The 24477-nt window shown below is 55.6% G+C and carries 20 protein-coding genes; 14 read left to right on the top strand and 6 right to left on the bottom strand.

Annotation, left to right across the window (positions count from 1 at the left end; all coding sequences use genetic code 11):
- Together nagZ and mutS are read right to left on the bottom strand one after the other, a co-directional pair.
- A partial coding sequence (gene nagZ / locus VK738_09170; protein ID HTD22811.1) for a beta-N-acetylhexosaminidase occupies nucleotides 1-938 on the bottom strand: 938 nt, incomplete at its 3' end.
- Nucleotides 939-1014: 76 nt separating this feature from the next.
- A complete protein-coding gene (mutS, locus tag VK738_09165; GenBank protein ID HTD22810.1) occupies nucleotides 1015-3738 on the bottom strand; it encodes a DNA mismatch repair protein MutS in 2724 nt (907 codons plus the stop codon).
- A 62-nt stretch (nucleotides 3739-3800) separates the two neighbouring features.
- Between mutS and VK738_09160 the strand changes: the two genes are divergently transcribed.
- Entirely contained in the window at nucleotides 3801-5153 is a 1353-nt protein-coding gene (locus tag VK738_09160; GenBank protein HTD22809.1) for an aspartyl protease family protein, read from the top strand.
- Between the two features lie 46 nt (nucleotides 5154-5199).
- On the opposite strand, the gene VK738_09155 is transcribed toward VK738_09160, so the two are convergent.
- Nucleotides 5200-5595, bottom strand: coding sequence for a VOC family protein (locus tag VK738_09155; protein HTD22808.1), 396 nt, complete (start codon nucleotides 5593-5595; stop codon nucleotides 5200-5202).
- An 84-nt stretch (nucleotides 5596-5679) separates the two neighbouring features.
- Between VK738_09155 and VK738_09150 the strand changes: the two genes are divergently transcribed.
- The 5 genes from VK738_09150 to VK738_09130 all read left to right on the top strand — a co-directional run bounded on the left by VK738_09150 (nucleotide 5680) and on the right by VK738_09130 (nucleotide 10273).
- Nucleotides 5680-6135, top strand: a complete 456-nt coding sequence (locus VK738_09150) for a MarR family transcriptional regulator (protein HTD22807.1) — start codon at nucleotides 5680-5682, stop codon at nucleotides 6133-6135.
- 91 nt (nucleotides 6136-6226) lie between these two features.
- Nucleotides 6227-7039 (top strand): cytochrome c biogenesis protein CcsA, encoded by an 813-nt coding sequence (ccsA, locus tag VK738_09145; GenBank protein ID HTD22806.1) that lies wholly within the window; start codon nucleotides 6227-6229, stop codon nucleotides 7037-7039.
- Complete coding sequence (hemA, locus tag VK738_09140) at nucleotides 7036-8433, top strand: glutamyl-tRNA reductase (GenBank protein HTD22805.1); 1398 nt, start codon at nucleotides 7036-7038, stop codon at nucleotides 8431-8433. Before ccsA ends, hemA begins: the two co-directional genes overlap by 4 nt.
- Entirely contained in the window at nucleotides 8433-9368 is a 936-nt protein-coding gene (gene hemC / locus VK738_09135; protein ID HTD22804.1) for a hydroxymethylbilane synthase, read from the top strand. The genes hemA and hemC overlap by 1 nt, the downstream gene beginning before the upstream one ends.
- Before the next feature lie 71 nt (nucleotides 9369-9439).
- Nucleotides 9440-10273: a uroporphyrinogen-III synthase gene (locus VK738_09130; protein HTD22803.1), complete on the top strand. Its 834-nt coding sequence runs from the start codon at nucleotides 9440-9442 to the stop codon at nucleotides 10271-10273.
- A gap of 35 nt (nucleotides 10274-10308) precedes the next feature.
- Here the strand turns inward: VK738_09130 and VK738_09125 are convergent, their stop codons facing one another.
- A complete protein-coding gene (locus tag VK738_09125) occupies nucleotides 10309-11397 on the bottom strand; it encodes a hypothetical protein (GenBank protein ID HTD22802.1) in 1089 nt (362 codons plus the stop codon).
- Between the two features lie 110 nt (nucleotides 11398-11507).
- Here VK738_09125 and VK738_09120 point away from each other — a divergent pair, with 110 nt between their 5' ends.
- The 6 genes from VK738_09120 to VK738_09095 all read left to right on the top strand — a co-directional run bounded on the left by VK738_09120 (nucleotide 11508) and on the right by VK738_09095 (nucleotide 19553).
- Entirely contained in the window at nucleotides 11508-12275 is a 768-nt protein-coding gene (locus tag VK738_09120; protein HTD22801.1) for a class I SAM-dependent methyltransferase, read from the top strand.
- A gap of 938 nt (nucleotides 12276-13213) precedes the next feature.
- The gene (locus VK738_09115) at nucleotides 13214-14956 is read left to right on the top strand and encodes a VWA domain-containing protein (GenBank protein HTD22800.1); all 1743 of its coding nucleotides are present in this window, start codon (nucleotides 13214-13216) and stop codon (nucleotides 14954-14956) included.
- A gap of 18 nt (nucleotides 14957-14974) precedes the next feature.
- Nucleotides 14975-16180 carry a substrate-binding domain-containing protein gene (locus VK738_09110; GenBank protein ID HTD22799.1) on the top strand — a complete coding sequence of 402 codons (1206 nt, stop codon included), beginning with the start codon at nucleotides 14975-14977 and terminating at the stop codon, nucleotides 16178-16180.
- 48 nt (nucleotides 16181-16228) lie between these two features.
- Entirely contained in the window at nucleotides 16229-17005 is a 777-nt protein-coding gene (locus tag VK738_09105; protein HTD22798.1) for a PspA/IM30 family protein, read from the top strand.
- 29 nt (nucleotides 17006-17034) lie between these two features.
- Nucleotides 17035-17859 (top strand): hypothetical protein, encoded by an 825-nt coding sequence (locus tag VK738_09100; GenBank protein ID HTD22797.1) that lies wholly within the window; start codon nucleotides 17035-17037, stop codon nucleotides 17857-17859.
- Nucleotides 17859-19553, top strand: a complete 1695-nt coding sequence (locus VK738_09095; GenBank protein ID HTD22796.1) for an AAA family ATPase — start codon at nucleotides 17859-17861, stop codon at nucleotides 19551-19553. The genes VK738_09100 and VK738_09095 overlap by 1 nt, the downstream gene beginning before the upstream one ends.
- A gap of 21 nt (nucleotides 19554-19574) precedes the next feature.
- Here VK738_09095 and VK738_09090 read toward each other — a convergent pair whose 3' ends face one another.
- Both VK738_09090 and VK738_09085 read right to left on the bottom strand, forming a co-directional pair.
- Nucleotides 19575-20786 (bottom strand): tetratricopeptide repeat protein, encoded by a 1212-nt coding sequence (locus VK738_09090; GenBank protein HTD22795.1) that lies wholly within the window; start codon nucleotides 20784-20786, stop codon nucleotides 19575-19577.
- 96 nt (nucleotides 20787-20882) lie between these two features.
- On the bottom strand, nucleotides 20883-22847 hold the full coding sequence (locus tag VK738_09085; protein HTD22794.1) for a S9 family peptidase: 1965 nt from the start codon (nucleotides 22845-22847) through the stop codon (nucleotides 20883-20885).
- A 583-nt stretch (nucleotides 22848-23430) separates the two neighbouring features.
- On the opposite strand from VK738_09085, the gene VK738_09080 reads away from it, so the two are divergent.
- Nucleotides 23431-24072, top strand: coding sequence for a class I SAM-dependent methyltransferase (locus VK738_09080; protein HTD22793.1), 642 nt, complete (start codon nucleotides 23431-23433; stop codon nucleotides 24070-24072).
- 198 nt (nucleotides 24073-24270) lie between these two features.
- Nucleotides 24271-24441, top strand: coding sequence for a hypothetical protein (locus tag VK738_09075; protein ID HTD22792.1), 171 nt, complete (start codon nucleotides 24271-24273; stop codon nucleotides 24439-24441).
- Nucleotides 24442-24477 lie beyond the last annotated feature (36 nt).

Below are 24477 nucleotides of genomic sequence, written 5' to 3'. Positions count from 1 at the left end.
CGGCGGGCGAATGCAGGGTCGCGTTCCGCTTCTTTCACCAGGCCCTGACAGGCGCGGTGCACCATCTCTGCCTGACGGCAGACCAGGATGATATCGGCTCCGGCGCGAATGCTCTCGACTGCGGTCAGTTCGATGGAACCGAGAGCCAGAACCGCGCCCATTTCCAGGTCATCGGAGACGATCAATCCCCGGTAACCAAGCTTGTTGCGCAGGATTCCTGTCATCCATTTATAAGAGATGGAGGCGGGGAGTTTGTCGCCGGTCACGGCGGGATAGTTGGCGTGTCCCACCATTACGAACGGTAGTTTGCGGCGGAGCAGGCGGTAGGGTAGGAGGTCCTGTTCCCATAGAGCCTCCCAGGGTTTTTGAATTACAGCAAGCTCGTTATGGGTATCGAGCGTGCCTTCTCCCAATCCGGGAAAGTGTTTGCCGCAACCCAACACGCCCGCGCTCTGCAGGCCGCGCAGAAAAGAACGCGCATAGCCGATAGCCTTCTTAGGATCGGACGAAACTACGCGTGAGCCCAACACCGGACGCGAGGCTTCAAAGGCGAGATCGAGCGCGGGAGCAAAGTCAGTGTTAAATCCTAGCGCATGGCATTCGGCCCCGATCAGCTTTCCGTGGCGAGCAAACCAGGGTTTTTCCCCAGAGGCAAAAACCGAGGCGGCGGAGGGGGCCGGAGCCATGATTTTTTTGAGGCGATCTACGGCGCCGCCTTCCATGTCCACACAGAGAAACGGGTGGATGGAGACGGTTTTTCGGCACGCTGCCAGCAGCGCGTGCGTCTGCTGCGCAGATTCCATATTGCGTGCGAACAAAATTACGCCAGAGGGCTGCCACTCTTTGAGCATGTTCTCGAGATTGGGCTCAAACGAAATTGCTTCAAAGCCCATGATAAGAAGCTGGCCGACTTGCTGGCGAAGAGAAGTGAGGTTCATGAAGGAATGATTGTAAAACAGCGTAAGGCCGCAAGTTGCAAGCCGCAAAGAATGAGGCGTGCCATTCTAGATGCACTCACTCCAAATTCTTTTTCAGCTCATGCAGCAGGTTGAGCGCTTCCAGAGGCGTGAGTTGGTTCAGGTCGGCGGCTTTGAGCCGGTCAACAATCTTCTGCGAGAGCGGAGTGAACATGGTCAGTTGCACGGTGGAAGATTCGGAATCGCCTGGCGCCAGTGATTCGCTCAAAGCGTGCTCGGCGCTCTCGTGCTCAGCAAGAATTTCGCGTGCGCGACTGATGACCTCGGCCGGCAAGCCTGCCAGGCGGGCCACCTCGATGCCGTAACTTCGGTTGGCAGCACCACTCTCCACCTTTTTCAGGAAGGTCACACCGGTGGCGCTCTCCTTTACAGTGACATGAAAATTCTTTACGCCAGAGAGGCGCTCGGCGAGTTCGGTCAGCTCGTGATAGTGTGTGGCAAATAGCGTCTTGGCTTGCGCGTGAGCATGAATGTATTCCACTACGGCCCAGGCGATGGCTAATCCGTCATAGGTGGAGGTGCCGCGTCCGATCTCGTCGAGCAAAATCAGCGAGCGCGGCGTGGCGGTGTTGAGAATAGCGGCGCTCTCGGTCATCTCGACCATAAAGGTCGAACGTCCGCGGGCCAGGTTGTCGCTGGCGCCGATGCGAGTGAAGATGCGGTCCACCACACTCAGACGCACCGAGCGAGCAGGGACAAACGAGCCCATCTGTGCCATGAGAACGATCAACGCCGTCTGTCGCAAATATGTGCTCTTGCCGCCCATGTTAGGGCCGGTGATGAGCAGGATGGAGTGCGAGCCTGAATTCAGGAACAGATCGTTGGGAACAAAACGGGCGGCGCGGCCCAGCTCCTGGGCCTCGACTACAGGATGACGGCCTTCGACGATTTCAATTTCGCCACTCTCATCGAATTGCGGGCGGCAGTAGCCACGGTTGGCGGCGATGTATCCGAGCGAGGCCAGGACATCTACTTCCGCCAAGGCCAGAGCGGTTTGCCGGATGCGCCGCGCCTCACCCGCGATAAACGAGCGCAGCTCGGCGAAGATGCGGCGCTCGATTTCTACGATCTTTTCCTGGGCGTCGAGAATTTTTGCTTCGTATTGCTTCAACTCGGGCGTGGTGAAGCGCTCGGCGTTGACCAGCGTCTGCTTGCGCTCGTAGTTGGTGGGCGCTAAATGCAGATTGGCTTTCGAGATTTCAATGTAATAGCCGAAGACCGAATTGAATTTAACCTTGAGAGAATTAATGCCGGTGCGCTGGCGTTCACGCTCTTCGATCTGTGCGACGTATTGTCGTGAGTTGCGGCTCAGGTCACGCAGTTCGTCGAGAGCAGCATCTACTCCAGCGGCGATCACGCCGCCATCGGCAAAGGTCAGCGGCGGCTCGGGGGTAATCGTGGATTCGATGCGCTGGCGGATATCAGCCAGCTCATCCATCAAGTTCAGCAGGGTTTGCAAACGCGCGGCGGGGAAATTCTTCAGGATTGCGCGCACCCCTGGCAGACGTGCGAGAGAAGAAGCCAGCGCCAGCAGGTCGCGCGGATTGGCTGCTTCCAGCGTGACCCGGCTCAGCAGGCGCTCTATATCAAAGATGCCGTCGAGCGAACGGCGCAGCTCCTCGCGATGCACGGTCTCGCGCACCAGAGCTTCAACGGCATTCAGCCGCTGGTTGATCTCTTCCCGGTCCACGCTGGGGCGGAGCATCCAGGCGCGAAGCAGGCGCTTGCCCATGGGAGTAATCGTCGCGTCAAGAGCGCGGAATAGCGTGACCTCTTCGCCTTCGCCGGTTGCACCGAAGATTGGTTCAGTTAATTCCAGGTTGCGAACTGTGACCGCATCCAGCACCAGGCAGTTCTGGCGCTCGTAGTAGCCGATGCGGTCCACGTGTTCCAATGTGCCGCGCTGCGTCTCGCGGATGTAGTGCAGCACCGCTCCTGCGGCTGCTGCTGCGGCTGAGCGCCCGGCCAATCCGAAGCCTTCAAGCGACAGCACGCCGAAATGATTTTCCACTAGAGGAATGGCGTGGTCGGGAGCGAAGACCCAATCGTCCAGGGGAGTGAAAGCAACACGCCAGCGTTCGTTAGTGAGCGCAGATTGCAAGTCGGCGGTCTCTTTGTCTTTCTCCTGGGTTTGGCCAGCGCGGTCAAATAGCGGCAGGGAAGAGGCGTAGAGAATCTCGCGCGGACGAAGCTGCTGCAACTCTTCCAAAATACGGCGCTCGGCGTCTGCGCCGGAGAATTCTGTCGCGCGAAACTCGCCTGTAGAAAGATCGAGCGCGGCAAAGCCGGCTACATCTTTACTACGGCTGATGGCCGCAAGAAAATTATTTTCTTCCGAATTCAGCGACGAATCCGCCGCCGTGCCCGGCGTGACTACACGCGTGACCTCGCGACGCACCAGTGTTTTGGCCAGGCGCGCGTCTTCCATCTGCTCGCAGATGGCGACCTTGAACCCTTTGCGGATGAGCTTGGCAATGTAGTTCTCAGCGGCGTGATAGGGCACGCCGCACATGGGAATGGCAATGCCTTTTTCCTTGTTGCGCGAGGTCAGCGTTATTTGCAGCTCGCGCGAGGCAGTGACCGCATCGTCAAAGAAAAGCTCGTAAAAATCCCCCAGCCGGAAAAAAAGCAGAGCATTGGGATGCTCTTTCTTGATCGCGGTGTACTGCCGCATCAGCGGAGTGGTGGGCTCGGTCATCAGACTGATTAGTTTCGTGTGTCGTCGGACAAAATGCAAGCCGGCCCAAAGACCCTTGCTCATCTCAGCGTCATTCCGTCTAGGGTGCGCGGCGTTATTGCAAGAACTGTGTAGAATGACCGCTTATGGCGCTCAAGTCCGGGCTGTTTCTTGCCAGTATTGCGGTTTTCGTTTCGGCAGCGGCGTTTGCCCAACAGACTGTTAATCCTTCGATCCACCAGCCCGCCACACTGCCTCAATCAACCACCGCGCTCGATGTGGATGTGAAAGAGCTGAGATACGAAGAGCTGGAAGCAGCGCTAGACACGGTTGCAGCGGGTGCCGAGCATGATTACTTTGCCGGAGTGCTGGCGAACCGGGAAGGCCGGGCTGCGGAGTCGATCCCGTTGTTGCAGCGATCACTGCCGGCGATCAAGACTCGAAATCCGACGCGGACTGCGGTTGCTCTATCCACGCTCGCTGACGATTATGTTAAGTCCTACCGCTACGCGGATGCGACCGCTACGTACCAAGAGCTGCTGAAACACTTCAGCGAGCAACTCGATAAAGTTGAACTACAGGACGTTGAGGATGGCTACAACACTGCCAGATTACTGCAGGACGCGCCGCCGCAGAGCGTCTCTATTGATGGCCCTGTGCGAGTTCCCACCCACCGCAGCTCACTGGGTACGATTGATGCCGAGCTTACGGTGAACGGCGTTAAGGCTTCCTGGGTTCTTGATACCGGTGCGAACTTCTCGGTCGTCACCGCCAGCTTCGCGCGACGGCTCAGGTTGCAGATATCCAAGGAAGAGGCGCAAACCCAGGGCATCACAGGGGCTGAAAACCATCTGCACGTCGCGATCTTGCCGGAGCTGAAGTTGGGTGCGGCATCGGTTCACAATGTGGTGTTGCTCGTACTTGATGACGACAGCCTCGAGCTCCCGGCGGGGGCGTTCAGGCGTTACAGAATTGATGCAGTTCTTGGGTATCCGGTGTTTGAGGCGCTCGGCAGAATAACGTTTACGAGCGACGGAGAGTTGGATGCCGGTGTGGCGGCCGCGCAAGCGACCTCAGGCGGCAGGCTGTTTATGAACGAAATGACGCCGCTGCTGGAGTCCACGGTCAGCGGTCGCAAGCTCCTGTTTTCATTCGATACGGGCGCCGCCAGGTCCATGTTCTTTGAGCGGTATTATCGGGAATTCTCCTCGATATTTGTGTCTCTGAAGAAGGAATCTTTTGGCATCGCCGGGGCAGGGGGCCAGAAGAAAGTTGATACGTACTATCTGCGGCAGGCAGTGTTCACAGTTGGGGAAGCCGAGGCCACGCTCGATCGCGTCCCCGTGATGACCAAGCCGATGGGAATCATCCTCGAGAAGTGCTATGGCAATCTGGGTCGTGACCTGATGGGGAACTTTCGCAGCGTCACGATCGACTTTGCCAACATGAGGTTGGCCCTGGGAGAAAAGTTGCCACCGAAAGGAACGCTGCGCAAGTAGCTGAAATCTCAGAGCACCCGGCTTTCAAAATCTTCGAGACAGCGACTCAGTGCCGAACTTCCGACATGAATGCCATGATATTACCTTCGGAGTCGCGAAAGTCGGCCAGCCACAGGTCATGGTCTGGCATTCTGGCCACGACATGCGGTTCGCTCTCGGTCTTTACGTTGCGTTCCACCAGGCGAGCATGGGCTGCTTTAATGTCCGCAACTTTGAAGTAGAGGATCGAAGCGGGATGATCGAACTCAGGCCGTTCGGGCGGGCTCAACATCAGACGAACGCCGCCGCAATCGAAGAAGGCCAGGCGTCCGGCGGTGAAGAGCAGCTTAAGTCCGAGGATGTCACGGTAGAACTCAACCGCACGGTTGGTGTCATGTACATTGACGGCGATCTGGCCGATTTGCGTGATAGCGATTCCGCTGGAAGGTGCCTGGGTTGTCATGGCTTCACCTCGTTATATTTAAGATTCTCTATGCTAAAGTAATTAGCATAACTAACTAAATAAGTTAGCATAGCTAATTAATAGATGCAATCCGCAAACAAAAATAAATCCCCCGACCGCGAGGCCCTGGAAGCGGCCGACCGTCTGCACTCGGCGGCCATTCACTTGCTGCGGCGGCTGCGGATTCGCGACCAGGAGAGCGGCATCGGCCCGGCGCAATTGTCGGCGCTGTCGGTCTTGGTATTTGCCGGGCCCCGATCGCTGGCTGAATTGGCCGAAGCTGAGCAGGTCAAGCCCCCGACCATGAGCCGGATTGTCGCCGGCCTGCTGCGGTCCAAACTGGTGCGCACAAAGATCAATCAGCAGGACCGCCGCGCAGTCGTGATTCAGGCGACTGAGAAAGGCATTCACATCATGCAGGAGGGCCGCAGGCGGCGGGTGGAGGCGCTCGCCGCTGTGATTCGGAGACTGCCGGAGAAAGAAATCGCAAAACTACAGGAAGCCGCTCTAGTCATGGAAAGTCTGAGCAGGCAGGCCTAGATCGCCAACTAGGCCAATACGTATTGGAGTTCTTCCAACACCTTCGTGCCTGCTGCGCTTTGCCGTGGCGGCATATAATTACCTTCTGATTATGCCCTTGCTCTGGTTGCGGGTCGCGCTCGTCTTTTACAGTCTGGGATTGGTGTATGCGCTGCTGGCCCTCGCTCGGAAGGCCGAATCGCTGGCGCGCGTGACCATGTCCGCTTTCTGGTTGGGGCTGATTTTTCACTTTGTTTCCCTCGCTGAGCTAACGCTGGAACAGGGGCATCTGACGCCTTCCACGCAGAATCACGCCGAATCGCTGCTGGCGTTTCTGGTGGCGGCCTTTTTCCTCGCCTTCTGGATCAAATACAAGACAGTCTCGCCGGGCATCTTTGTTTTTCCCGTGGTCTTCGTGCTCACGCTTTTGGCGGCCGTGGGACAACAGTCGCCCGAGTTTACCTCGCCCCTGCTGCGCCGGGGATGGATTTTCGTACACGTGACCCTGATCTTTCTGGGATACGCCGCGCTCTTTCTAAGCTTTGTGGCCAGCATGCTGTATCTGTGGCAGGAGCGCAGGCTGAAATCCAAGAACATGGGGAAATGGCTGCGACTGCCTCCCTTGCAGGTGATTGATGAAATCGGATACCGCGCGCTGATACTGGGCTTTCCCTTTATCACCCTGGGGCTGATCGCAGGCTCGATTGTGGCGCAAGAGCAGTTCGGCGCGGGGTTCTTTCGCGATCCTAAAATTGCGCTCTCGATCATGGTTTGGGTCATCTATATGGTGCTGCTGTTTACGCGCTGGAATGCAGGATGGCGCGGACGCAAAGCCGCTTTTCTCTCGACCTTTGCTTTTGTTGCCGCAGTGGGAACCTGGGCGGCAAATTATCTCAGCGGCACACACAGGTTCCTCGGACCATGACTTTCGTTCTCATCGGCGTGAACCACAAGAGCGCTCCCGTGGAAGTGCGCGAGCGGCTGGCCATACCGGAGTCACGTCTGGCCGAGGCCATAGCGCGACTGGTGCAGTTTCCCGGTGTGGAAGAGGGAATGATTCTTTCGACCTGCAACCGGGTTGAGCTGATTGCCAAGGTCAGCAGTGGCACTCTCGACCTGCGCGAATTTTTGCGGGAATACTTTGAGACCGATACCGATCTGCTAGCCGACCACCTCTATGAATACCGCGAGCAGGAGGCGATGCGCCACATCTTTCGTGTAGCCGCTAGCCTCGATTCCATGATCGTGGGCGAGCCCCAGGTCTTAGGACAGGTCAAAGCTGCCTATGCCGTGGCCTGTGGTGTGGGCGCACTGCACTCACAGCTTCATGCGCTGATCTCGCGCGCCTTTGCTGTGGCCAAGCGGGTGCGCACGGAAACCGCCATTGGCAGCTCGGCTGTGTCTGTAGCTTCGGCAGCGGTAGATTTGGCCACGCAGATCTTCGGATCGCTTTCCGGTAAACATGTTTATCTGGTCGGCGCTGGCAAGATGAGCGAACTGGCGGCGCGGCACCTGATCGCCGGCGGCGCGGAGGCGATTTTTGTCGCCAACCGCACTCACGCGCGCGCAGTGACGCTTGCGGAAAAATTCCAGGGCACCGCGATCCGCTTTGAAGAGCTGTATGAGACCGCCGACCGTGCCGATATCGTGATCACCTCCACCGGATCACCGCACGCCATCTTCCGGCGCGAACATGGTGAAAAATTTCTGCACCGGCGCAAGAACCGCCCCATGTTTTTTATTGATATCGCCGTGCCCCGCGATGTTGATCCGGAGATGAACAAGGTCGACGGCATCTTTGTCTATGACATTGACGATCTGCAGGCCGTGGTCAGTGCCAATGTGGCCAACCGCGAGCGTGAGGCGGCCCGCGCGCATGAAATTATTGAGGCTGAATTACAGCGCTTTCTTGCCCGGTTGCAGACGCAAGAAGTTACTCCCACGATCATCTCTCTGCAGGAACATCTGGAAACTATCCGCCAGGCTGAACTGGATCGCGTGCGGGGCAGACTGGGCAAGCTGACGGCAGAACAGGAGTCAGCCATTGAGGCGCTTACGCGCGGGATCATGAACAAAGTGCTGCACACGCCAGTGACAGCGCTGAAGAATGCCGCACGCGAAGCGGAAGCGAACACGGTGGTTGATCACGTGCGCCGTATCTTTAACCTGAACCCCAGGAATTTGAACCCTAAGAATCTGGATCCCAAAGACTTAAATTCAAAGAATACAAAAACAAGGTCCATTCCAATTAGCCGGCCGCGCAGCGAAAAACAGGAAGAACCAGCGCGCGAAGAAGAGAAAAAAGTAACCCCATCCTAATGGCCCATCTACGCATCGGATCACGTGGTTCACAACTTGCACTGTGGCAGGCCAATCATGTCTCCGCGCTGTTGAGCGGCCGTGGCCATACCGTTGAAATCGAGGTCATCAAGACCACTGGCGACAAGATCACTGAAGTTTCATTGGCCCAGGTAGGCACCAAAGGCATGTTCACCAAAGAGATCGAAGAGGCGCTCGCCGAAGGAAAGGTGGACTTGGCAGTGCATAGTCTTAAGGACCTGCCCACCGACCTGCCCCCCGGCTTTGAACTTACGGCGACCATGAAGAGGGAAGACCCGCGCGACGCTTTTATCTCAAGAAGCTATGCGTCGTTGAGTGCGTTGCCTCGGAATTCCCATATTGGAACCAGCAGCCTGCGACGTGAGGCGCAATTGAGAGCGCTGCGGCCTGACTTAAAGGTCTCACCCCTGCGCGGCAACGTGGATACCCGCCTGCGCAAGCTCGAAGCTGGAGAATATGACGGCATCATCCTGGCCGCGGCCGGAGTGAAGCGCCTGGGAAGGGTAGACGCCATTCGCGAAATTCTGGAACCGGAAGTCATGTGCCCGGCAGTGGGCCAGGGCGCGCTGGGCATTGAGATTCGCAAAGATGACAGGAATGTCGCACAGCACCTGGGGTTTTTGAATGATCCGGTTACACGCGCCACGACCGAGTGCGAGCGCGCATTACTGCAGACACTCGGCGGAGGCTGCCAGGTGCCGATTGGAGCATACGCCACCGGCAACGAAGGCGAATTACATCTCGTGGCCTGCGTCGCCCGGCAGGATGGTTCGCTGGTTATCACCGAGAACGGGCGCGGAGAGAATCCGGTGCAACTGGGCGCTGCCGTTGGAGAAAAATTGCTGCAGCGGGGAGCGGATGAAATTTTGCGACAGATTTACAGGGCAGGCGCTGCTGTGCCGGAACAGCCGTGAAAAAGTACTCAGTACCCGGTACTCAGTACTCAGAGGCCGGGCCGATATTCTTCTTGTGTCACAGAATTGCAATGGTTTCCAAAGAAAAATTTAAAAACCAAAACCATACGCGGCCGCTCATAGGTACGCGAGTCCTGGTTACCCGTACTCGCAAGCAGGCAGGGACACTTTCTACCATGCTGCGGCAGCAGGGGGCGACGGTGCTGGAGGTCCCAACGATTGAGATCCACCCGCCGCGCTCGTGGGCGCAACTCGACGAGGCCCTGCGACGGCACGAAGATTTCGATTGGTTGATTCTTACCAGCGTGAACGGGGTTGAGGCCATGGCAGCACGCTGCCGCAAGTTGCGCTTGCCCACCCGAAAACTCGGTCAGTTGAAAATTGCCGCCATCGGTCCGGCAACGCGCAAGGCGATCGAGCAACATGAATTAAAAGTTGATGTAGTCCCTTCTGAGTACGTCGCCGAAGCCGTAGTGGAGAAATTACGGCATAAAGTAAAGAACAAACGTGTTCTTCTGGTGCGTGCCGCGGTGGCACGCGACGTGATTCCTCTGCAATTGAAGAAAGCCGGAGCGGAAGTCAAAGTGGTTGAAGCTTATCAGACCATAGTTCCGCTTAGTTCACGCCGAAAGCTGAAAAGGATCTTCAGCAATTCACAGCAGAGGCCGAATGTGATTACCTTCACCAGTTCCTCTACCGTGCGCAACTTCCACGAGCTGGTGCGCAGCCTGAAGAAAGAATATATGCAGGGTGTAGCCACTGCTTCCGTGGGTCCGGTGACGTCTGCAACGCTGCGCGAGTGCGGCTATCGTGTGGATACGCAGGCCCAGCAATACACCATGCCAGGGCTGGTGAAGGCAGTTATTCGATGGAAGCGTCAAACTCCGTCGAAAGCTGGTTCATAGAAACCCTGGCTATACCACGCCAACTGCCACGTTGGTTACGGCGCAGTGTTTTGTGCTCTCCCCGGGCGCTGCAAATGGAGTTGCACATTGATGAAGACTTCGCGCTCCACCCCTGTGGCCGAATTGCTCGAGTGCTTCACCAGATCAACGGCCTCTTGCGCGAGACTTGGATTTGAGTTTTGCAGTGCCTCTGCCTCCAGCACTTTGCCGCTTGCATTGTCGATGGTGGCGTGCACGATTACCGGCTGAATATCATAGGGACCGTCAGTTTCAGCAGCAGACTCGGCGCGAATGGGAAAACGGTTGGGCGGAGACATGCTGAACGAAGGTCCGTGTTGCAACATCTCAGGGGTCGGCTTGAAGAGATTTGCATCCACTGTGCCCACGTCTTCCAAGCTGTCCAGATGCAAATCAAGCACAGTCTGGCCGTCTTCAACAAAGGAAATTTGACGCGCGACGGTATGCCGGTGAAACTGCAGGGCGTCACTATAGTCGTAGGTGACATAGATTCCGGGAGCCACAGACCAGACTTGCAGCAGGCCGGAAGCCGGATCAATACAGTATTCGGTTTCAACCCAGTAGCGTGGAGCGGGTGTGGTCGGTACTTCTCCGGAGAGCAGAACGCAGGTGATCTGGTTTCCTTTGTAGTTGACCGATGCTGAGCGGATCATCTGCCCTGTAATCAGGGCGGGCACGGGCGCGAAGATTGCACCGCGCGCCATGTAAACGCGCAGCGGAATAGGTTCGATGGAGCCCGTGCTGTAGATGTGACCACCATAAGACAAACGGCCGGTGGAACTGTCGCCGATCTGGGCGGTCCAGCGCCAGCGGCGTTCGCCTAGCCAGGTTTCTTCCATTGTGCCGGCGCCTTCGTAAAAGGCCTGTCCAGTCGCAGTGAACGACGCCTTCAAAGTGAAGGGAGCGCGCGTATTGTGCAGGTTGTAATTCTGGCGCGCCCGATTGAGCAGTTCAATGGCGGCGGAGCGCTCTTCCGACGTGACTAGGACGCGGGCATTCTCGGTGACCAGTTCAAGGGGATCGGCCGGCACGGGAGCCATCTGGGAAAAAGCAGCCGGAGTGAACAACAACGATAAGAGCAGATAAAAGGGCAGCGCGATTCGCATCGTTCCTCCTCGAACCTGAAGGGAATCCCGAGAGGCCATTCACAATATCTTAAGCCCATTCGGTTGCAGGCTTCAATGACAGCAAGAATAATATTTGTAAAATAATTGAAATGCCGCCCCGAGACCCCAAACAGCGCTTCTCAGATAAGGTTGATAACTACATTCGCTATCGGCCGTCGTATCCGCCGGAAGTACTGGAGCTGCTTGGAAGCGAATGCGGATTGAAGCCCGGATCAGTCGTGGCAGACGTTGGTTCCGGAACGGGAATCCTGAGCAAGTTGTTTCTGCAGAATGGGAGCTGCGTCTTCGGGATTGAACCGAATGCGGAGATGCGTGCTGCCGGCGAGCGCTTGCTGGCCGACTGCAAGACTTTTACCAGCATTACAGGCTCAGCCGAAGAGACCCGGCTTCCCGCCGCCAGCGTGGATATTGTCGTTGCCGGCCAGGCGTTTCATTGGTTTGACCGTCCGCGGGCGCGTGCTGAATTTAAGCGCATCCTGAAGCCCGAAGGCTGGGTGGTATTGCTATGGAACAACAGGCTTACAGATACCACTGCTTTTCTACGAGCGTATGAAGATCTTTTATTGCGCTACGGAACCGATTACGCCCAGGTTGATCATAGGAATATTACCGAAGAAGTTTTGCAGGAGTTCTTTCAGCATCGCAACTTCAAGCTGAGGCTTTTTCCCAATCAGCAGGTATTCAATTTCGATGGCGTACGGGGAAGGGCTCTTTCTTCCTCGTATGTCCCGGCGGAGGGGCATCCTTCTCATGCTCCGTTCATGCAGGAGTTGAGCGCGATTTTTCAGACACACAATCGCGATGGCCGCGTGACGTTTGAATATGAGACGCAAGTTTATTACGGGCGATTGAACTAGCGGGTGTGGTTGCCTTACGAGTTACCTCTGCCACCGGGTCAGGTGATGGAAAGCGGGGGGTACTTGCTGGTAGTGAATAAAGTGCCTGCGAGAGCCACAGGAGCCCTGTCATTATTGAGGAAAACCGCTCCGGAGCGTGGGACTTGCAGGTAGTCTCGACTGTTGTCATACATGTAAACAATGGTGCTCGGGGCTGAAGCCCAGGGTGCGTCTAACGCACGGCCCACGGCACGCCGAGGCAGGCTGAAAGAGGCTGCGGAAAAGCATTTTTCTGGGGCGCTCCACTTCGTTGCGCGCCGGCCTGCGGCAGCAAGGAAGTGTTATTTCCCAACGACTTACGGCACAGCTAAAGCTGTGCCCCTCCGAAAGACTTTACGGGAATTGAGTTTTTCCGCAACCTCTGAAAGCCGTGCTCTTCCACGGTGGCGCAAAACTTCTACGGTAGTCCAAAGATCTTAGGACCAGAGAATTTCAGCACGAAAGGGATTCCTCTCCCGCTTTGCGGGATCGGAATGACAAGAAAAGCTGAGTTCTTCCGCAACCTCCCGCGGCACGCCAGGGCAGGCTGAAAGCCGTGCTCTTCCCACGTAGTGGATACGCTATAGAAATCGCGATTGGCGATCGGTTGTCAAAGAGCTGAGGGCACACAAAGTCCCCGGCATTCTCGAATGCACAGGACAATGATGAACCATAATTGCGAGGAAGTCAGCATTTTGGGGCCAGAGTGGTACCACAAAAGCAGCGGTAGTCGTACGGCTTGCCCCTCGGAGTTCCATTTTCATCGCCTAAGGTATCCGCAGGTTATGCTTTGAAATGTTAAAGGAATGTTAATAAACGATGTTGATTTTCTCCATATAACAAGCGGGTCTGCAACACTAGATTCCTATTTTGAGACGCTATGCTCTAAAATACTCCCGTACCCGATCATTGGAGGAATTATGGCTACGGATAGCAATTTCCGGTTCACGTATACCATTCTGTCTAAAGCAGATGTTGGCGCGGCGCTCCGTAAAATCGCCATTTTCCTGCTCGCTTTTACATTCTTCCTGCTAGGTTGCGAATCAAAGAGTTCGCAAGAGGCGCCGGTTACACAAGCCCCAAGGGACGCCCTGGAAATCGTGTTGACCTACGGCTCCGAGAAAGAGAAATGGATCACCGAGGTCACCGATAAATTCAACCAGGAAGATCACCGCACCAGTGGGGGCAAGCGTATTTTCGTTCATGCGTTTCCCATGGGCTCGGGTGAAAGTATTGACGAAGTGCTTTCCGGAAACCGCAAGGCAGATATGGTCAGTCCGGCGTCGGCTGCGTTTATCAAACTGGGCAATGCGCAGTCACAGAGCAAGACGGGGAAGGACCTCATCACCTCAACCGACAACCTGGTGCTTTCGCCGGTCGTGATTGCGATGTGGAAGCCCATGGCAGAAGCGCTTGGATGGGGCAAGAAACCCATTGGCTGGGCAGACATCCTCGCTCTCGCCCGAAACCAGAAGGGATGGCAAGCTTACGGGTATCCGCAATGGGGGCAGTTCAAGTTTGGCCACACGCATCCGCAATTCAGCAATAGCGGTCTGATCTCACTGTTTGCCGAGGTTTACGCCGCTTCCGGCAAGACGGCAGGATTGACGCTGGCCGACGTACAGAAGCCGCACACGGCTGATTTCGTCTCGGGCATTGAAGGATCCATCGTTCATTACGGAAGTTCCACCGGCTTCTTCGGACGCAAGATGTTTGCCAGCGGTCCGCAATATCTCTCGGCGGCGGTGTTGTACGAAAACATGGTGATTGAGTCTTACGGACCGGAGAACCATCTGCCGTTTCCGGTGGTCGCCATTTATCCCAAAGAGGGAACCTTCTGGAGCGACCATCCCATCGGGGTTGTGGAGCGGGAATGGGTCACGCCGGAGCATCGCGAGGCCTCTAAGGTTTACATTCAGTATTTGTTGCAGCGTCCGCAGCAGGAGCGGGCCATTGCCTACGGATTCCGCCCTGGTGCGGTGGATGTCCCCCTGGCTTCGCCGATTGACAGCTCGCATGGTGTAGACCCAAAAGAACCCAAGACCACCCTCGAAGTCCCGTCGGTGCAGGTGATTGATGCCATCTTGAAGTTATGGGACCAGAAGAAAAAGGGCGCCAACGTAGTTCTGGTTCTTGATACCTCCGGCAGCATGAACGATGAAGACAAGATCCAAAACGCAAGAGAGGGCGCCAAGCAGCTTGTGAACCTGCTTTCACCCGGAGATACCCTTTCGCTCTTTCCTTTTAACAGTACCGGTCAGTGGGCGGCGACCGATGTTCCCATCAAAGATGGTAAAGACAAACTTATTCAACAGATCGACTCGCTGTTCGCCCAGGGCGGCACCGCACTGTATGATTCCGTGGATACCGGCTATCAGCACTTGATGGATCAGCGCCAGAGCGGCCACGACGACCATATTCTTTCCGTGATCGTGCTGACCGACGGGGAAGATACCGACAGCAAAATGAAGTTAGATGAGCTGATGCAACACATTAAGTTTGACGGCGAAACTCATAATATCCATGTGTTTACCATTGCTTATGGCAAAGATGCGCGCAAAGACGTTTTGCAGCAGATTGCGGATGGCACCCAGGCCAAGGCCTATGAAGGTACGCCACAGAATATTGTCGAAGTCTTTAAAGATATCTCCACGTTTTTCTAAATCGCAGATCGAGAGAACATGGACCCAATAACAAAATCGTCCTCTGGCCCCCGGCTTACTGCGCTGGGAAAGATTTTCATCTTTCTGTTTATTGTCGCGTGCATCGGCGGCGCCTACTACCTGTTTACCGGCAAGAAAGGTCTTGAAGATGCAAAGAACAAGGCCGGTTCGCTGCTGGGTACGGGAGGGCCACCGGTCGAGATAGGCATTGCCTACGGAACGGAAAAACAGCGCTGGCTGGAATGGGCGGTCGCTGAATTTGAAAAAACCTCCGACGGCAAGCGCATCAAGGTCAACCTCATTCCCATGGGCTCGCTCGAGGGGGCGCACGCGCTGGTCTCGGGCGATCAGCGCATTAACGTTTGGTCTCCTGCGAGCGCTTTGTATAAAGACATCTTCGTGCAGGATTGGCAGGTGAAGTACAACGATAATCCTATTATCAAAGAAGAACCGCTCGCCCTGTCGCCGATGGTGTTTGTGATGTGGGATGAACGTTACCAGGCCTTTTCCCAAAAATACAAGACCATGTCGCTCGATACGATCAACCAAGCGTTGCAGGAAAAGAGCGGTTGGGATGGCATTGCGCATCATCCGGAATGGGGCCTGTTCAAATTCGGCCATACTCATCCCAACCAATCCAACTCTGGATTGATGACAATTGTGTTGGCTGCCTATGAGTATAAGCACAAGACCAAAGACCTGGGTGTTTCTGATGTGGTTGATCCGGCATTCCAGACCTGGCTGGAGAAGCTGGAACGCGGCACCAGCGGCCTCTCGAACAGCACCGGCAACATGATGAAAGAGATGGTCTTGAAAGGACCTTCATCTTACGACGCGCTGATGGTCTACGAGAGCGTGGCTATTGATTACCTAAAAAACGCAGAAGGACGTTGGGGACAGCTCAGGGTCGTCTATCCCGAATACAACGCCTGGAATGAGAACCCGTATTACATCATCAATGCTCCCTGGAGCACCTCAGACCAGCGCACCGCGGCCCAGACATTCCTGGATTTTCTTCTGACCGAGCCGATCCAGAGAGAGGCCTTGAATCATGGCTTCCGCCCGGCGAATACAAATGTGCCCGTTAAGTTTCCCGAAAGCCCGTTTGTCATGTACGCCGGCAGCGGCGTGCAGGTTGATCTGCAAAAGATTTGTGACCCGCCCAAGGCGGAAGTAGTGAATAATCTGTTAGCAAGCTGGCAGCGCACGCAGAGCAACCGGTAACGTAGTGCTGATGATGCTTCGACAATTTTAGAAGGGGAGCGAACAGCCATGTTCAAAAGAATGTCAAATCTTGTCAGGGGCTTTTTCAGCCTGTTTATCTCTGGTCTTGAGCGCCAGAACCCCGAAGCTTTGCTCGAAGTCGAACAGGAAAATCTGCGCAAGCAGGTTGGCCAGTATAACCAGGGGCTAGCGTCCCACGCCGGGCTCTGCGAAAGATTGATTTCACAGGTCAAGCAGCTTGAGAACGATGAACGCGACCTGCGCGCCAAGGCGACGGCTAACTTGAGAGCCGGCAATCGAGACACCGCTGCACAATATGCCTTGCGATTGCAGACGGTTCAGCGCGAACTGGAAGAGAACCGCAACCAACAGGAGCAGGCGGAGAAAACCTATAAAGACCTGGTCAAAGCCCGCGATGTGGCCATTAGTGCGGCCAGGAGCAAGATCGAGGCCCTGAAATCGAGCATCAGTGATCTCAAGATGAAGCGAGCGATGGCCGAACTTACGGAGATGGCTTCCGGGATGATCACCGGCATTGGCAACTCCGGGGAGACGCTTGACCGTTTGCAAAACATTGTAGAAGAGGAGCGCTCGAAAGCAGCGGGCCGCGCCCGGGTGGCGCGCGATTCCCTGGATACTTCCGGCATCCAGATCAAAGAAGCAGAGCAGAACGCTCTTGCGGAACAGGCCCTTGCCGATTTTGCTGCCAAGGAAGGCATTGCTCTCGATCCGGCTACGCCGTCGGCTTCAGCTTCTGCTTCTTCAGGGGCATCCGGTTCGGCGCAGCCGGTCAAATCCATGGGACCAACGGCGGAGAAGGCCTAACCTGAGTCGGGTCTTAGGACAAATGCAGCGTGTGGCGATATATCAAGTCCGCCTTTCTGGTTAGCGCAGATGTGCCCGCACTTGGGCGCGTACCCGTCAATATTCTTTTGGCATCGGGGTTCGTGATCCTGGGTTTTGCTCAGCCGGCATTCTGGTTTTTAGGTGCGGCAGTAGAGGCCACTCTTGTGACCGCGCTGGCCTTCAATCCGCGTTTTCAAAAATACGTCGAAGCCCAGCACCTGCAATTGGCCAAAGATGATGCCGGCAGCAAACGGCAGGGCCTTATCCAGTTACTTTCGCCCGAGTCTCGGAGGCGCGTCAGCAACCTGGCTACGAAATGCAACAGCGTGCTCGACGTCTACCGCAGTCAGCAGATGGAAGACTACATCATTGACAGCAATCGCGATGCCCTCGAGAGCCTACAGTGGGTTTATTTGAAGCTGCTGGTGGCGCAATACCATCTCCTTTCTCCGACTAACAATGAAACCGAGCAGAGCCTGGAGGCGAAGATTCACGGCCTGGAGACCGACCTGAATGACAAAGATGAAACCGAGTCGCTGCGACAGTCGAAGTCAGCAACCCTGGCCATTCTTAAGAAGCGGTTGGTGAATATTCGCAGGAAAGAGGAATCTCTGGAAGAGATTGATAGCGACCTCACACGCATTGAGGCGCAAATTGATCTGATCCTGGAAAATGCCACCATGCAGGGCAAACCGCAAACGATTTCTACGGACATCGAACTGGCCAGCGATTTACTGGGGGCTGGAGTTTTTGGCGACGATGAATCTGCCATCAGCGATCTCGATCAGAAATACGGCAAACCTAAGATCAAAGCCCAGCAGGAGACCGCGTGATGGGCACACCAGGCGCCACCACCAGCACTGTAGCGGCAGCAAAATCGGCGTTGCCGAAGTGGGCGCACGAAGCAGTCCAACTCTACGAGAGCAATGCTGCCAGCCAGTTCATCGTCTACGGCAATGTAAATGACCAGATCCTGTGTCCTACAGCATCTACGCCGCACCTTGCCGGCCTGGTGGAATTTCTGTGCGAAGTGCTGCTGCCTCGCTTTGACGTTGTGCTCAGCTACGACCTGGGGAATGGGATTCGCGTAGAACGCGGTGGCGAGGTCTTTTCCAAGTGGCCACAGATGCAGCGCGATCCCACCTTGCCCAGCGCTCCGCGCGCTGCCATCGAGAAGCTGACCTATTACTTTCGCTACGTCGCCAACCTGGCCCGCCTGAACCGTGAGCGCCTGCAGGTTGCCTGCATCATCAAAAGCGCCGATTTGCTTGCTCCCGCGGTGCAGGGAGGCCTGGATTACGACTTGAATGCTCTGGCCAGCCTTATCCGTGACTGGTCGAGCGAAGCGCTGCTGACCTCTCATTCGATTGCGTCATTCCTGATTACGGAAAATTTGAACGATCTGCATCCGTTGATCGTCAACAATCCACGTGCGGCGCAAATCAAAATTGCGCTGCCTTCCCCGGGTGAACTCACCGACGCATTGAATGTGGTTGGAAGCAAATACTCCTGCGCGCTCAAGGAATATTCGAGCGACTTGGGGAACATCGCGCAGCAGCTTGCAGGCTCTACCTTGGACGCGGTGGAGAGCATGCTCAAGACCAAAGAGCACGCCGAAGAAAAAATTACTCCAGATGACTTGGTGAAGCTCAAGAAGCAATTGGTCGAAAAAGACTGCAATGGCCTGATTGAGTTCATGGAATCGAGCCGAACTCTCGACGACATTTACGGGCAGGAAAAGGTCAAAGCGTGGCTGCGCCAGGATATTGCCCTATGGAGAAAGAATGATATTCAGGCCATGCCCAAAGGCTATTTGCTTTGCGGGCCGGTGGGCACGGGAAAGACCTTCATGGTGGAGTGCCTCGCGGGCGAGGCCGGCGTGCCCGTGGTCAAACTGAAGAATTTCAGGGACAAGTGGGTGGGCAGCACCGAAGGGAACCTGGAGAAAATTTTCCGGCTGCTCGACGCATTGGGCCGCTGCTACGTCTTCGTGGATGAAGCCGACCAGGCCATCGGGCGTCGCGACTCTGGCGCTGACGATTCCGGTATCTCGGGGCGCATCTATTCCATGCTCGCCGAGCAGATGGGAAGCAGCAGCAGCCGCGGCAAATTGATCTGGATTCTTGCCTCTAGCCGGCCCGATCTGATTGAAGTTGATTTGAAGCGGCCGGGTCGGGTTGATGTCAAGATACCGCTGTTCCCAACCACGGAGGCCCGCGAAAGCTTCGAACTCATTCGCACTCTGTGCCGCAGGCGACAGTTGGAGATTGCAGATGAGGAATTCGCCGGATTGGATTCTCAACTACCCCTCATGCTGACTCCAGGCTCGGCCGAAACACTCGCCGTGAAGGTCTACCGCATGGTGCGCACCGAAGCCAAGACTCCGCCGCAAGCCCTGCGCGCTTGCTTGACGGATTATCAGAACCCTGTCCCGCTTGAAATTCTTAACTTCCAGGTTGAGATCGCGGTCAAAGAGGCCAGCGACTTGGAGTTTGTGCCGCAACGGTTTCGCCCCAGCCAGAAATAACCTAGAGATGCGGGCTCCCGCTCACGGCGTTGGTGGCAGAACATATTCATCCACAAATTGTATTAACTTTTCCCGGTGTGCGGCCTGGTAGGCAGCATAGTCCTGTGCGATTCCCTGATCGGGATGCATCAGAAGGACGAAAGGCTCCAGCATTCCTTCAGCTTTCATCTGCGACAGCAACACTAGCGATGGATCTGGATTTTCAAGTTTCTTCTTTTGTTGATTCTCTTCAAATACTGTTGCCACCGTGGATAAAGCCGAGGTTTCTTCTTTCAGGGAATGACGATATGTTTTTTCTTTGGGAAACTCCTTGGCGAATTTCTCGTTGTGCCAAAGGACCCTCTCCATGGAATACGTCAGCCAGGCTGCACTGGCATCGTCTTTGTTGCCACTGGAAGGATCAACGGTGATGGTTGAGTTTCCTTTGGCGTCTACAGTTGGGGCTTGCGGAAGCTTAATGGGAATTTCTTTGTAGCTTACATGGTTCTGGCTGATCCAATTATTGAGGCCATTCCATGAAGTCTGGCGATAGGGATTGGCCACAAGTCCCTCAATGAGCTTCGCGCGCGCCTCTTTCATCTGGCCATCTGCCATGAGGGCGTCACCCCAATAACGATAAGCGGTTTCTTCGTTGGGCTCGATTTGTATGGCCCTGGTGAACCACTCTCCTGCCTGTTCGGTTTTCTTCAGGCGAAAGTAGCTGTCGCCGATATCGAGGGCGGCATAATAGAGTTTGGGGTCGAGCGCGAGGGCCTGCTGGTATCCGGCAATGGCGTCCTCAAACTCTCCGCGTGCGAAAGCGGCCTCTCCGCGCTGCATGGCGGCTTCAACCTCTTTGTTGTCGGAAAACGAAGATTCGCTGCCGTCCTCGGGAATTGCGGCAAGCAAAGTTTTGCAAAGATCGGAGGTGTCGCCCAGTTCCTTGGCGCGCAGCAGCTCGGCTCGGGAATGAATCCGGTCAGCTTTTCTCCTCTCAGGATCGTTCCAGGTCGCTGCCCGGCTGAGCAGAGATGAGCCCAGGGCTTCGTGCGCCACTACGTCTTCCGGATACCTGGCGACAACCTTCTCCAGCAGCGCCGCCGCCTCCGGCAGCTTGTGCTGTTCGTAGAGCTGCATGGCTTGCTGCCGCTGGGGATCGTCGGGATTAGATTTGGCCGATGACTGCGCAAAGCCGGTAAAGGGGGAGAGGGCAGTGAATATAACCGTGACTACAAGCAGACGCTGTATGTGCATGGGACACTCCGAGGGGGGAAAGAGAATTGTAACCCGAAAATCCTTTCTTCGTAGGAACGTTACAGTCTGCTTTTCTTGCAACCCCCGCACTTTTGTTCATTTGGCTTTCGCATTCAGCGCCGGCGGCACATGCTCTTTCAAGAAATTCGCTACGCGGGTGTAGGCGTCAATCTGGTTTTCGCGGCGGGCGAAGCCATGGCCTTCGTCTTCGTAGATTTTTAGCTCGGCTACGCCGCCACGTTTGTGTACGGCATCGGCCACCTGCTGCGCCTCTGACTTAGGACAACGCGGATCGTAGGCCCCGGCCAGCAGCAGCAAGGGGGCTTTGATCTTGTCCACAAAAAATATGGGAGAGCGCTCTTCATAGCGGGCTTTTTCCTTTACCGGGTCGCCCATGGTGGCCAGGTCAATCTCACGGAGCAGCGGATCCTCGTTCTCGATCTCGGTAAACCAGTTGACGAAGGGAACAATGGCCACGCCCGCGGCCCACAGGTCAGGGGCCTTGGTGACGCCCATCATGGTCATGTATCCGCCATAGCTGCCGCCCATGATGATTAATTTCTTCGGATCAACATAGCCCGTCTTCTTGATCCAATCTGCGGCTGCCAGATTATCCTGCAGATCGCCGCCGCCCATATCCATGAAGTTGGCTTCCTGAAAGTCTTTGCCGTAGCCGGTGGAGCCACGATAGTTAGGGGCGATGACGATGTATCCCTGGTTGACCAGGTATTGGATAGAACGGTCGAACGAGTTTACCGTCTGCGAGGACGGACCACCGTGGATATAAACGATCGCGGGATTTTCCGGCTTGCGCTGCAGGTTGTAGGGAACATAGACGAAAGCAGAAATCTGCCACTTGCCGTCACTGCTGGGGAAGTGGACGAGAAACGGTTCCACCATGTCTTCGGAGCGCACGCCCGCAGCGAGGGAATGAGTTACAGTGCGGGACTGCCCAGACGCGAAGTCGTAAACCCAAACATCGGTTGGGGAATCTGCGCCGTTGTGGTGAACCAGAAGGTGGGAGCCATCGTGAGAAAATGCCGACTCGGAGCCGCCCAGGATGTTTGTCCCTTTTTTGAGCGGCAGGACCTGGGGCGTGCGATTGGCGATGGTAAACACGGTGATATCGGTGTTGCCATCTACGTTTGCAGTCCAAGTGAGCAGCTTGCCGTTGGGAGAAAAATTTCCGCCCATGTACTCCCACTTATCGGTGGTAAGCCAGTCAATTTGCTGCGAGGCAATCTCCATGAGGCCGATGTTCTGGTAGCCGTTGACTGCATCGGAGGTCATCAGTAGAAATTTGCCGTCGGGTGACCAATCGTTCACCACAAAATGCAGGTCGCCTTTGTGGTTGGTCATGTTTTTGCTTTTGCCCGTGGCCACGTCGGCGATCATGATGTTGGAATCTTTGCCGTTGGCATTTTCCAGGGTGTAAGCGATCTGGCTGCCATCGGGAGACCAGGCAAAATTCGCCACGTTCAGGTGCTTCGGCGTTCCTTTGGTGATGTGCTGCACCTGGTGTGTGCTGATATCCATCACATCAATTTCCCAATTTGGGGAAGTTTTGGGTTTCACCAGATAGGCGAGGCTCTTGCCGTCGGGTGACCACGCGGGATCGGTCTCAGCAATTTCGGGCGTGTGTGTCAGGTTGGTGACCTCGCCGCCGGCAGAGTGGACCAGAAAGATGTCCCACTGCTCGTTGCCGTCGTGGTCCGAGATAAAAGCGATCCACTTGCCGTCCGGAGACCACGCCGGCGAGGCCTGGCGCTGGTCGCTGGTGGTGATCTGCACCGGAGCACCGCCACTGGCGGCTACGAGCCAGAGATTCCTGCGTCCGCTGATGTTGCTGATGAAGGCGATGCTTTTGCCGTCAGGAGACCAGGCCGTGCCGCCGACAATAAAGCTCATGAACAATTTGTCGAGGGCAAATTTTTGTACGTCGGGCTTGCTGCGGCTGGTGACCTGCAATGGATCGGTGATGGCCTGAGCTTGGTCTTGATTTTGCGTCAGAAGGGGTGTGACCATTAAGACCACCATAGCAAAGATCGCGAATGTGCGCATAAGGGGTGCTATTTGTATGATGCGAAGTTTATCCTAAATCGCATCTTGGAATCCCCCTGGAATTCCGCGGTGGGAACTTTGCTGGGGATGAACTGGGACCGAAGAATATCGAGGTTGGGTCTTGGAGTAGTCCCCCCCGCCCCATTACTTCGAGTAGTCCCCATAGCGTTAAGTCATTGCAATTCAACGGTATAGCGACTGGACCAAGTGTTTGGGAGTAGTCTCCAGATAGTAGCGGGAGCGCCTAAGAATTAACGAATTAACCATGTTATTTTGGTTCCGCCTGCGGCAAGAAATTAAGATTTCAAAGAGAGAAGCCAGGCATTCTGGAATGCCTAAAGTTAATGATGACATGCAACGCCTAAGGGATGATGGTTTGATATCAGTTTGATATCACGGGTTAGAGGTCTCCGGCACCGTAGAATCTTTTAAGCCTGTGCGGCATTGGAGAAGTTCACTCACGTCGTTTTTATGACACAATGAATTTGTTCCCACACGCGCTGGACGAGCGAGTGGGCACCCCAGGTTTGTGAGCCACCCGCCAAGCTGGACTTGGCGATGATGGTTGTACGAAAATCGCAAGATGAGTGCATCTCCTGACATCAACCTCTGGTCATCTGCTGAGCATGCCCTGGAGTATCTCCGGCGTGCGGACACCATTCCGCACCGCGTGGAGGGCGAGGCCACGCTGCTGGAATTCGTGCCTCCCCATGCAAAACGCATTCTCGACCTGGGCAGCGGCGGCGGGAGGCTGCTTGCATTGATAAAAGCGGCCAGGCCACAGGCACAATTCGTGGGCATAGATTTTTCTCAGACCATGCTCGAGGCCGCGCAGAAGCTGTTTGCGGGCGACAGCAGCGTAACTGTTGTGACCCACGATTTCGCAAGCAAGATGCCCTCGCTGGGGCACTTCGATTGTGTGGTTTCCAGCTTTGCCATTCACCATGTAACGCACGAGCGCAAGCGGAGCCTGTACGCGGAGGTCTTCGATCTGTTGCTGCCCGGCGGTGTCTTCTGCAATCTGGAGCATGTGGCTTCGCCGACGGCGGAACTGCACAGTCAGTTCCTGCAGAAGCTCGAAGTTTTGCCAGAGCAGGAAGACCCCTCGAACAAATTGCTCGGCCTGGAAACACAGCTAATGTGGCTGCGTGAGATTGGTTTTGTTGACGTGGATTGCCATTGGAAGTGGCGTGAATTGGCGCTGTTTGCGGGCAGCAGGCCTTAAAAACGGCTCCAAGGAGAAAGCAATTAAACCGCAGAGGGCGCGGAGGAACGCAGAGGCTGTTTGCTTTCAGTGGTCCGAGTGGGTTGAGCCTCTTGACAAGGCAAGAAACCACGCTCGGTTAAAGTCGGGCCGTGATACAGACGCTGGCAGAGAAAAAAGTGCGAGATTGGGGAAAGAGCGTAAGATTGAAGCATGGCCATGACCAATAAACAACAGTCCGATCTCCTGACGAAAACTGCTGAGTTTTATCGCCGCTCAATTGCTAACTACACTGAATTTGTCAAAACAGAACGGAAGCCACGAACCAAGAAGCAACTCGAGGCAAGACTCGAGGTCATCCTGAAGGAAATTGAGACTCTAGCCTCGTAACTGAATCTGCCATTTTGGGGGCCGCCTCTTGGCTTG

The sequence above is a fragment of the Terriglobales bacterium genome (assembly GCA_035487355.1).
Taxonomy (GTDB): Bacteria; Acidobacteriota; Terriglobia; order Terriglobales; family Acidobacteriaceae; genus QIAW01.
This window is presented reverse-complemented; position numbering and strand designations above follow the sequence as displayed.